Annotated in this window: 8 protein-coding genes and 1 pseudogene; 6 read left to right on the forward strand and 3 right to left on the reverse strand. The window is 62.0% G+C overall.

Annotated features, from left to right (window positions below):
- Positions 1 to 12: 12 nt before the first annotated feature.
- Both PMX60_RS10270 and PMX60_RS02890 read right to left on the reverse strand, forming a co-directional pair.
- Positions 13 to 552 (reverse strand): iron-containing alcohol dehydrogenase, encoded by a 540-nt coding sequence (locus tag PMX60_RS10270; protein WP_324252583.1) that lies wholly within the window; start codon positions 550 to 552, stop codon positions 13 to 15.
- A gap of 24 nt (positions 553 to 576) precedes the next feature.
- Entirely contained in the window at positions 577 to 939 is a 363-nt protein-coding gene (locus PMX60_RS02890) for a hypothetical protein (protein WP_195233839.1), read from the reverse strand.
- 547 nt (positions 940 to 1,486) lie between these two features.
- On the opposite strand from PMX60_RS02890, the gene PMX60_RS02895 reads away from it, so the two are divergent.
- The 5 genes from PMX60_RS02895 to PMX60_RS02915 are packed head-to-tail and all read left to right on the forward strand — an operon-like array spanning position 1,487 to position 5,521.
- Complete coding sequence (locus tag PMX60_RS02895) at positions 1,487 to 1,975, forward strand: PTS sugar transporter subunit IIB (protein ID WP_195233841.1); 489 nt, start codon at positions 1,487 to 1,489, stop codon at positions 1,973 to 1,975.
- Between the two features lie 15 nt (positions 1,976 to 1,990).
- Positions 1,991 to 2,764, forward strand: a complete 774-nt coding sequence (locus PMX60_RS02900; RefSeq protein ID WP_195233843.1) for a PTS mannose/fructose/sorbose/N-acetylgalactosamine transporter subunit IIC — start codon at positions 1,991 to 1,993, stop codon at positions 2,762 to 2,764.
- Positions 2,757 to 3,617, forward strand: a complete 861-nt coding sequence (locus PMX60_RS02905) for a PTS system mannose/fructose/sorbose family transporter subunit IID (protein ID WP_195233845.1) — start codon at positions 2,757 to 2,759, stop codon at positions 3,615 to 3,617. The genes PMX60_RS02900 and PMX60_RS02905 overlap by 8 nt, the downstream gene beginning before the upstream one ends.
- Before the next feature lie 33 nt (positions 3,618 to 3,650).
- The gene (locus PMX60_RS02910; protein WP_118080241.1) at positions 3,651 to 4,055 is read left to right on the forward strand and encodes a PTS sugar transporter subunit IIA; all 405 of its coding nucleotides are present in this window, start codon (positions 3,651 to 3,653) and stop codon (positions 4,053 to 4,055) included.
- Between the two features lie 29 nt (positions 4,056 to 4,084).
- On the forward strand, positions 4,085 to 5,521 hold the full coding sequence (locus tag PMX60_RS02915) for a family 43 glycosylhydrolase (protein ID WP_195544666.1): 1,437 nt from the start codon (positions 4,085 to 4,087) through the stop codon (positions 5,519 to 5,521).
- A 230-nt stretch (positions 5,522 to 5,751) separates the two neighbouring features.
- Here the strand turns inward: PMX60_RS02915 and PMX60_RS02920 are convergent.
- A pseudogene (locus PMX60_RS02920) lies at positions 5,752 to 6,477 on the reverse strand (dihydrodipicolinate synthase family protein).
- A 121-nt stretch (positions 6,478 to 6,598) separates the two neighbouring features.
- Between PMX60_RS02920 and PMX60_RS02925 the strand changes: the two are divergent.
- The coding region (locus tag PMX60_RS02925) for a PTS sugar transporter subunit IIA domain-containing protein (RefSeq protein WP_271746819.1) at positions 6,599 to 9,295 on the forward strand (2,697 nt) is incomplete at its 3' end.

Raw genomic sequence — 9,295 nt, forward strand, 5'->3', positions numbered from 1 at the left:
GCAGGGTGAAGGTCAGTTCCGGGTCGAGGAAGGCGATGGCTGGGCGGTTGAGGTCCGTGTTAATGCCGCATTTGAGGTGCTCCTCGTCGTTGCTGATAACGCAGGAGTTAGAGGCCTCGGACCCGATGCGGGGATGGTCGCCACGCAGGCGACGTCGATGCGGTCGGCGGGAACGGCGCGCTTGCGGAAGAAGTCCCATACGTCGCCGTCGTATACCGCCCCCAGCGCGATGGCCTTCGCGCAGTCCATGGCTGAGCCGCCGCCCACGGGCAGGATGATGTCGACGTCGTTTTCCCGTGCGAGCTCGACGCCTTCTCGCACCAAGCCTATTTCGGGGTTTGGACGCACCCCTCTAAGCTCGATGTGCTCCACGCCCGCGGCGTCGAGCGATGCCTTCACGTGGCCGAGCGTTCCGCAGCGGACTACGGAACCCTTGCCGTAGACAATGAGCGCTCGGCGGTGGCCGGAGACGGACAGGGTCTCCCCAACCTTGTCGGTCACTTTTCGTCCAAAGACAAAGCGGGTGGGGGAGTAGAGGGAGAAATCGTTCATGGAGCTCCAATCTGGCGTTTCGCCCTACATGCGCGGAGGAGTTTTTCGGGCGCATCGCCTGCATTCGCGTCGCAATCTCGGCGGCGCGGTGCGGTCCGTGGATTCCATCGTATCGCCCGCGGCATCCCTTACCGACGATTGGGGCGAGTCTGCATTTCGCGGCGCGACGTCCACCTGGCGGACGATATCCGTTCGCGACACGTGGCCGTCCCGGTCGCAATAGCGTATGCGCACCGGGTCGCCGAGATGGGCCTGTGACCCCTTCTCCTGATGCGAGCGCGCGAGACGGACGAGCAGCGGCGCGAGCACCTGCTCGACCGTCTCCTCCCGATACCACGCCGCCACGGGCAACCCGTTCACGTCAAACCCGTACGTTCGCCATGCCATTCGCCTCGCCGCCTTCGCCGAACGAAACCGCGTATCCAGACCGCCGGTCCCCAACCCAGCACTTCGACGAGCCTTCGCGCGCACTTCTGCGGTCGGGATGCGCCCGTGAGGCGCTCGGCTGGCAGCGCCATTGCCGCTCGCTGTGTCGAGCGCGAGTGTCGAGAAGTCGCCACATGCCACTCAGATGTAGCATGGAGTGCCGAAGCGCACGCGCCCGTGACGAAACACTGGCGCCAACCCGTTCCGCGCACCACCCCGCCCGTAAGGTGTGTGGCGAAAGGAGGACCAGCCGCATGAACATCCCCGAGACACAGAGCCTACCTCGATCGCATTCCGCACGAGCTTCTCTGACATTTCCGCCCATTACCACGTGGAGGTCCCCGTCACGGAGATCGCCTACGCATACGACTACATCAATTCCCGGCATGCCCCTCGCAGGCAGGCCACGCTGAACGACGGGTCCGCGGCCCGGCAGGAAGAATGACGCGCCTCGGCACAGGCCATGCCGAAACGCGTCACGCAAGCAAAGGAAGGAAGCCAACATCACATGAGCATCATCGCAGCACGCATCGACAACCGCCTGCTACACGGCATAGTGGCAACCCAGTGGGTACCCGAGTTCCGTCCGCAGCGTCTCATGGTCATCGATGACATCGTCGCCAACGACCCGACCAAGAAGGCTGCCATGCGGATGGCAAAGCCCTCGGGAGTCGCCCTCTCCATTATCAACAAGGAGACGGCTCTCGCGAACTATCGGGCGGGCAAGTACGACGACCACACGGTCTTCATCGTGGCGCGAGACCCCCAGACCATCCTCGACGTCATACAGACGGGCCAGGTTGTTCCCACACTCGTGGTCGGAGGCACAGTCTTTCCCGAAGAGGGGTCAGACGCCGTCCAGGTGAGCAGTCGCGCCTACGTCACCAAAGACGAGCTGCCCGCATATCGAGCGATTGCTGGCACCGGCTGCGATATCACCGTTCGCTATGTGCCGGCCGACAAGCCCGTAGAGCTCTCCAGCATCATCACGCTTTAGCAAGGGAGTGAACTTATGACACCATCCATCATCCAGATAGCCGTCGTTACACTCATCGCCTTCATCTACGGAGCCGAGAAGAACGCGGGACAAATTCTCACGAACATGTCCGTCACGCCAGCATGGTTCGTCGGACTTGCGCTCGGCGACCCCGTAACCGGCCTCGCCGTCGGCGCCATCGTCCAACTCATGAGCCTGGGCGTGGCGGCCATGGGAGGAGCCTCCGTCCCCGACTATCCCACTGCCGCCATCATTGGCGCCGTCGTTGCCATCACCTCGGGTCAGGAGGCGAGCGTCGGCGTTGCCGCCGGAATCGCAGTCGGCATGCTCGGCCTTCAGCTCGACGTCATCGCCAAGACGGCAAACGGCTTCCTCGGGCGTGCCTCGCAGCGCTTTGCCGAAGAGGGCAAGTACTCGCAGATGAAGAGCGTACTTTTCCTCGGTCCGGTCTTCTATGGCCTTACGGCGGCCATCCCCACGTTTGCCGTACTGCTCTTTGGCGCCGATGCCGTCAACGCTTTCCTCTCCGTCATGCCCTCCTGGTTCACGACCGGCCTCTCCATCGCCGCCGGTATCCTCCCCGTCGTCGGCCTTGCGATGCTTCTGTCCTTCATGCCAATGAAGAAGTTCATCGCCTACGCCATCGTTGGCTTCGTTCTGGCCGCCTACCTGCAGATAAGCATTCTCCCCATCGCCCTGCTCGGTGCCGCCGCGGCCATCGAGTACTACAAGTCGCACAGCAATCCGTCCGTAAACGCCCTCGACGCTGGAGGTCTGGAAGATGAGTAACGAAGTTAACGCCACCAAGGCAAACGAAGCGCCAACCTGCCTGGCAGACGGAACGTACCAGCCAGTCCTCACCGTTTCCGATCTCGACCGTTGCGGCCGCCGCTGGATGCTCGGCGCGTCCATCTATAACTATGAGTCCCAGTGTGCCCCGGCGGTCATGTTCGCAACCGAACCCGCCCTGCGCAAGATCTATGCAGGAGACGAGGAGGGCTACCGCAGGTCACTTCTGAGCACCTATCGCTATTACAATGCGACTCCCCAGGTAAGCGGCCTGCTCCTCGGCGCCGGCCTAGCCTTGGAGGACAAGGGGCACAATGACGCCATCGACGCGGTCCAAGACCTTAAGATTGGCCTCATGGGCTCCCTCTCAGGAGTCGGCGACACGATCTTCGCCATCCTCATTCCCACCATCTTCGGCTCCATCGCCGCCTACATGGGACAGGCGGGAAACCCCGTCGGCGTGCTTCTCTGGCTTGCCGTCGCCATCGCCATCTTCGTATGGAAGCTCTTTGACTGGCGCATAGGCTATAAGTTCGGCGACAAGCTCTTCACGACCCTTGCCGAGAAGATGTCCGTTTTCACCGAGTCGACGTCGGCACTTGGCATGATGGTCGTCGGTGCGCTCATCCCCACCGTCATCAAGGTCTCGTGTGGTCTCACGTTCACCATGGGTGAAGTTACGCTCGACGTCCAGACGGGCATCCTCGACCAAATCATGGTCGGCATGCTGCCCGTAATAGCCACAGCCATCGTCTACGCCCTCGTCAAGCGCAAGGTCAGCATCAACAAGATTGTCCTCGGCATCCTCATCATCTCGTGGGTGTGCGCGGCTTTCGGCATTCTTGCTGCCTAGCCTAGGGCTAGACCAACCCACAAAGGACGCATTATGAGGCACATCATCATTGCATCGCACTACGGCCTGGCAGCCGGACTCGGAGACACGCTCAAGGCCATCATAGGACCGGGGCACGACATCAGGGTTGTCTGCGCGTTTACAGACGAAACCCCGCTCGAGGAGAAGCTCGCCAGCGCATTCGAGGGCATCGCCGAAGATGACGAGACCCTCGTTCTCACCGACATCCTTCAGGGCAGCGTAAACCAGCTCGTAGCCTGCTCGGCTCCGCGAGGCGCGTTCATAGTGACCGGCGTAAACCTTCCCGTGGCCCTCGAGCTCTCGCTCCACGCCGGACAGCTTACTCCCGATGTGGTGAGGCATGTCGTCACCCAAGCCAAAGAGCAGCTCGTCTACCTCGGAGATCTGACTCCGGACGTTGACGAAGAAGACGAATAGGAAAGACGCGACAGTAAGGAGGACGAGACATGCGCAAAGTCCCGACCAATAACCAGCACCTGTTCTACCAACCGAAGGACGTGTGGGTGGGAGACGTCATGCCCTTCGGCAAGGACGGCACGTTCTATCTATACCACCAGCGTGACACGCGCGACCCCGCTCCGCTTGCCGAAGGACAGCCCTTTGGGTGGTCGCTCGCGACCACCCAGGACTTCGTGACGTACCAGGAACACGGAACGGCGATCCCCCACGGCGGAGAAGACGACCAAGACCAGTTCATCTACGCCGGAACCGTCTACGAGGCAAAAGGGGAGGTACGCGCTTTCTATACCGGGTTCAACCGCAACTACCTGCGAGAAGGCAAAACGTCCCAGGTGCTCATGCAGGCGAAGGCCTGCTCGGATGATTATGCGACGTGGAAAAAGACGGGTGTTGCAGCAGAGCTCACGCCTCAGCCAGGATACGATGGGCGCAACTGGCGCGACCCTTTCGTAATATGGGATGACGACCGGAAGGAATACCTCCTCGTACTGGGCACGCGTAAGGGAGACGACCCCTCCAAAACCCTCCAAACTGGCAGGCTCGTTCACTTTACGTCGAAGGACCTCGAGCACTGGCAGTTCAAGGGCGACTTTTGGGCCCCCGGCCTCTACACCATGTTCGAAATGCCAGACATTTTCAAAATTGGCGATTGGTGGTACCTGGTCTACTCTGAGTACAGCGACGAGAACAAGATCGTCTACCGCATGAGCCGCGATCTCTACGGTCCGTGGGAGAAGCCGAGAGATGACGCCTTCGACGGGAGGGCGTATTACGCCGGACGGACCGCCTTCGACGGATCGCGCAGGATTCTGTCCGGCTGGGTCCCCACGCGCGAGAACGACGATGACCGGGCCAACTGGCTTTGGGGTGGCTCGTTTATGCCCCATGAGGTGTACCAGCGCCCCAATGGCACCCTCGGCGTTCGCCCTCCCCAAAGCATAAGGGATGCGTTCGAGTGCCCTGATGCCGTCCCGGATATCGAGCTTCGCGGAGACCACGAACGAACGGAGTGCGTAATCACCGAAAACGCAGGCGAGATCTTCTGCTTCGAGGCAGACGTGACGTTCAGGGACGCTTGCGACTTCTCAATTCGAGCCTACAAGAATCTCGAGACCGACGAGTCGTACGAATACCGCTTCGACCTCGACGCGAATCGGCTCTCGTTCGACAAGAGTCCCTGTTACAAGTGGTTCCGCGTAATGGATAAGGGGCTTTGGAGGCCAGTCTGGCTCGAGTCCGGGCGTTCTTACCACCTGCAGCTCATCGTTGACGACAACATCCTCGTCCTCTATCTCGACGGTACCGCACTCACGACACGCGTCTGCGAGAAGTTCGGCCACTCGCTTGCTGTTACGGTAACGAATGGCGAACTCAAACTGTCCAACATAGCCTTGGCGAAGGGGCTGCGCGAACAGGAAAAGTAAGCCAGTGAACCTCGTCGCCACAGCGACTCCCCCAGCAAAACATGCGAACAACGGGTCCGGCCGCATTTCGGCGACCGGACCCGTCCTGCGCCCTGATGGCACATGGCCCCAGGCTGCCGACAGCAAGGCGGCCTTAGGGGCCTCGCTTACAGGTTGCGGAGCGCGTCGACGAGGGGGCCTTGTCCTCGGCGACTCGTTGGCCTGCTTGATGACCTTCGCGGACACGCCGGTCACCACGGCACCGGCCGGCACGTCCTCCACGCATGCGGCACCGGTGGCCACCGTGGCGCCCTTGCCCACGCGAACATGCGCATGATGTTGGGGTGGGCGGCCAGACGCTCCACGTTGGCCGCGCTGATGCTGCAGCCGGTGCGCCCGGGGATGTTGTAGATGATGCAGGGGATGTCCACCGCGCTGGCCGTGTGAACGAGGCACTGGTAGATGTCCTCCTCGTTGGACTTGTTGCAGTACGGCGAGATGATGAGCGGGGCGTCGGCGTTCAGCTTCTAGTACGTGAGGCTCTTGCGCGCCTGCGTGGCCGTGCAGTTGGAGCCCGAACCGGCGATGGCCGGCACGTGCCCGGCCACGTGCTCCACGACTAACTTGACGACCTCGTTGTTTTCCTCGTCGGTCATCGTGGCTGACTTGCCGGTGGTGCCCAGTGTGAGGATGGCGTCGGTGCCGCTCTCGATCTGGAGTTCGAGCAGCATCTCGAGCTGGGCAAAGTTGACGGAGCCGTCCTCGTCGAATGGCGTGACGAGCGCGATTATGGAACCCTCGAGCTTGCGGACGTCCATGGTTTCCTGCCTTTCCGAGCCGTCCGGGCGCGGGGCGTCCGCGCCAGCGGCAGAGTCGGTTCGAGCGATGTAGCCAGAGACGGAGCAAACGGCGAGGCGCTCGGCGGACAGCGCCGTTGCCGCTCGCTGTGTCGAGCGCAAGTGTCGAGAAGTCGCCATATGTCACTACAGATGTATCATGGAGTGCCGAAGTGCACGCGCCCGTGACGGAACGCGGGCGCCAACCCGTCCCGAGCACCACCCCGCCCGTAAGGTGTGGGACGAAAGGAGGACCAGCCGCATGAACATCCCCGAGACACAGAAAGACCTGCTTGCCTACCTCGATCGCATCACGCGCGAGCTTGGCAGCACGCGGGGCGGGCGCATCCAGAACCGTCTCGACCACTTCACCACGGCATCTATAACCGACTCGCTCGCCATCTCGCGCAGCCTGGCAAGTCAGTATCTCAACGAGCTCGTGCGCGCTGGCCTCGTGGTGAAAGCAGGGGCGCGACCGGTGTGCTACTTCCACCGCCGCTCCCTCGAACGCTTCTTCCAGTCTCGCATTGAGCGTAGCACCTACCCTTCGGTCGAGCAGCTCTTCGCCACGCTCGGAAACGGCGAGCGACTCGACTTTGACCGCGCAATCGGTCACGAGCTGAGCCTTGCGCCCTGCATCAGCCAGCTCTGCGCCGCGCTCAAGTACCCGCCAGCTGGCCTGCCCATCCTGCTCTGTGGCGCTTCGGGAACCGGCAAGGGTCTACTCGCCGAACTTGCCCTCGAATACGGCAAGAACGTCGGCGTCCTGCAGCAGGAAGCCAAGCTTGTGAGCATCGACTGCTCGCATTACGCAGACGATGCCCGCGCGCTCACTCACGATCTGTGCGCAGATGGCGGGCCTGCAGATCGGGCGAGCGGCGGCATCGTTTATCTCAAGGACGTCGACACCCTCTCACCCGCTGCCCAGGACGCGCTCTTGGAGTGGGCCTCCGCACAGGCGGGCGCCATTGTGCCAGCCCCTGCTGCGCGCCTTATCTTTGCCACCTCAAACGAGGCAGACAGTACCGAGTGCCGCAGCCTCACGCGTCGCATCCCCATGTCCGCCCAGGTGCCGTCTCTGCGCGAGCGCACCCAGGAGGAGCGTGAGGAACTGACTCTCCACTTCCTCAAGGAGGAGGGCCGACGCATAGGACGCGACATCCTCATAAGTCGCGGAGCCTTCCGAGCCCTCGCCGGCACCAACTTCGAGGAGAACGTACGCGGCCTACGCGACTGCATCACCAACTGTTGCGCCGAGGCCTATCTAGACACGAAGGGTGACAGCCTGGAGATTCGCACCTACCAGCTTCCCTCCGCAATCCTTGCCGGCTCCGCACTTGAGCGCAGCGAGAACGATATGCAGCTCATCGACACCACCCGGAGCATCCAAAGCCAGGCGGACGACCGCGCACGGCATGTACTCGACGCCATGCTGGAGCCATACGAGAGCTATCGCGAAGGCACGCTTGATGGGAGCGCGTGCAGCGCTCAGCTGGTGGAGCGAGCCCGCGACCTTGAGGACTACCTGGCGTTCGGGCAAAACCCGGGCCGCTCGAAGTCCGACGCATACGAGCAGATCGCCGACAGCGTCGTCACTTCCGTGAACGAACTCTACTCGATCGATTTGTCCCGAAAGAGCTCGCATCTAATCGCCCAGGGCATCTGCCTCCAGCTGTGGCCGCCCGCAAACCTCTCGCGTTGGAAGAGCTCCCATGCAAGCGAGCTTTCCGGCATGCGCGGCGTCGTGGCCCAGCGCAACCGCTTTGCCGTTACTGTCTGCGCCTGCATCGCTGATGAACTCAAGGCTACGCTCGGCATCGCGCTCGACGATCTCACGTGTCTGCTCGTCCTTGCGCATGCGGCACTCGCACTCGACCCGTCTAAGCGTCGTCGGAGCGTCGGTATCGTCCTCAGTCATGGCTACTCGACCGCCACGAGCATCGCCGACGCTGCCAATCGGATTCTTGACACGAGGGTCTTCGAGGCCATCGATATGCCCTACGACCAGAAGGTTACGGACGTCGCTGCTCCTCTTCAGCAAATCATCGACCGCTTCTCCTACGCAGACGAGGTCGTCATCCTCGTGGACATGGGATCGCTCCAGGATATTTATAAGAGTCTGGAATCCACCTCCGGCATGACACTCGGCATCATCAACAACGCCTCTACCGGCCTTGCGGTGGAGGTTGGCGCCGGACTTATCGCGGGTCGCTCCGTGCGAGAGGTTCTCGACGATGCTGCGGCAGCTTGCACCTGTAATTATCACATCGTGGCGCGCAACGCCCGACCGGACGCGATTGTCTTCTGCTCCGAAGGCGGACTTGACGCAGCTGCGCGGATCCGCGATCTCGTGGCGCAGAGCCTGCCTGGCGAGTCCCCCGCGCGGCTTGTCGCCGTTGACTGGCGGCAGCTCGCCAATAACGGATCTGAGGATGCCGCCTTCTCCCAGTACAACGTGCGCTCGGTCATCGGCACGGACAATCCGCACGCCGACGGAGTCCCGTTCATTTCGCTCGAGGAACTCATCGCCGGCGAAGGAACGGCCCAGATAGACCGCGCCTTCGCACGCTTGCTCGACGCTGACGGCTTGCGCACGTTCCACCAGAATCTCGTCAAGAACATGACCCTCAGGAACGTGGTCGAGTCCATCACAATCCTTAACCCCAACAAGCTCTTCGGCGAAATCGAGAGTGCCGCGGAGCGGCTCCAGCAGCTCACCGGAGACGTGATTGGCGCTCGTGTGAGCATGGGGCTCTACGTGCACCTGTGTTGTCTCGTGGAGCGCCTCGTGACCAGAAGCCCCATCGAGAACTACGCAGACGAGCAGCGCTTCGCCAATGAACACAACGATTTCGTCGAGGCATTCCGCACGAGCTTCTCTGACATTTCCGCCCATTACCACGTGGAGGTCCCCGTCACGGAGATCGCCTACGCATACGACTACATCAATTCCCGGCAT

Origin of the sequence: Collinsella aerofaciens, from assembly GCF_028206995.1 — a bacterium.
GTDB lineage: Bacteria > Actinomycetota > Coriobacteriia > Coriobacteriales > Coriobacteriaceae > Collinsella > Collinsella aerofaciens_AQ.

Excerpts from the sequence above, each read along its gene's own strand:
- PMX60_RS02890 (WP_195233839.1), bottom strand. The coding sequence starts at position 939 with ATGGCATGGCGAACGTACGGGTTTGACGTGAACGGGTTGCCCGTGGCG.
- PMX60_RS10270 (WP_324252583.1), bottom strand. The coding sequence starts at position 552 with ATGAACGATTTCTCCCTCTACTCCCCCACCCGCTTTGTCTTTGGACGA.
- PMX60_RS02895 (WP_195233841.1), top strand. The coding sequence starts at position 1,487 with ATGAGCATCATCGCAGCACGCATCGACAACCGCCTGCTACACGGCATA.
- PMX60_RS02910 (WP_118080241.1), top strand. The coding sequence starts at position 3,651 with ATGAGGCACATCATCATTGCATCGCACTACGGCCTGGCAGCCGGACTC.
- PMX60_RS02905 (WP_195233845.1), top strand. The coding sequence starts at position 2,757 with ATGAGTAACGAAGTTAACGCCACCAAGGCAAACGAAGCGCCAACCTGC.
- PMX60_RS02915 (WP_195544666.1), top strand. The coding sequence starts at position 4,085 with ATGCGCAAAGTCCCGACCAATAACCAGCACCTGTTCTACCAACCGAAG.
- PMX60_RS02900 (WP_195233843.1), top strand. The coding sequence starts at position 1,991 with ATGACACCATCCATCATCCAGATAGCCGTCGTTACACTCATCGCCTTC.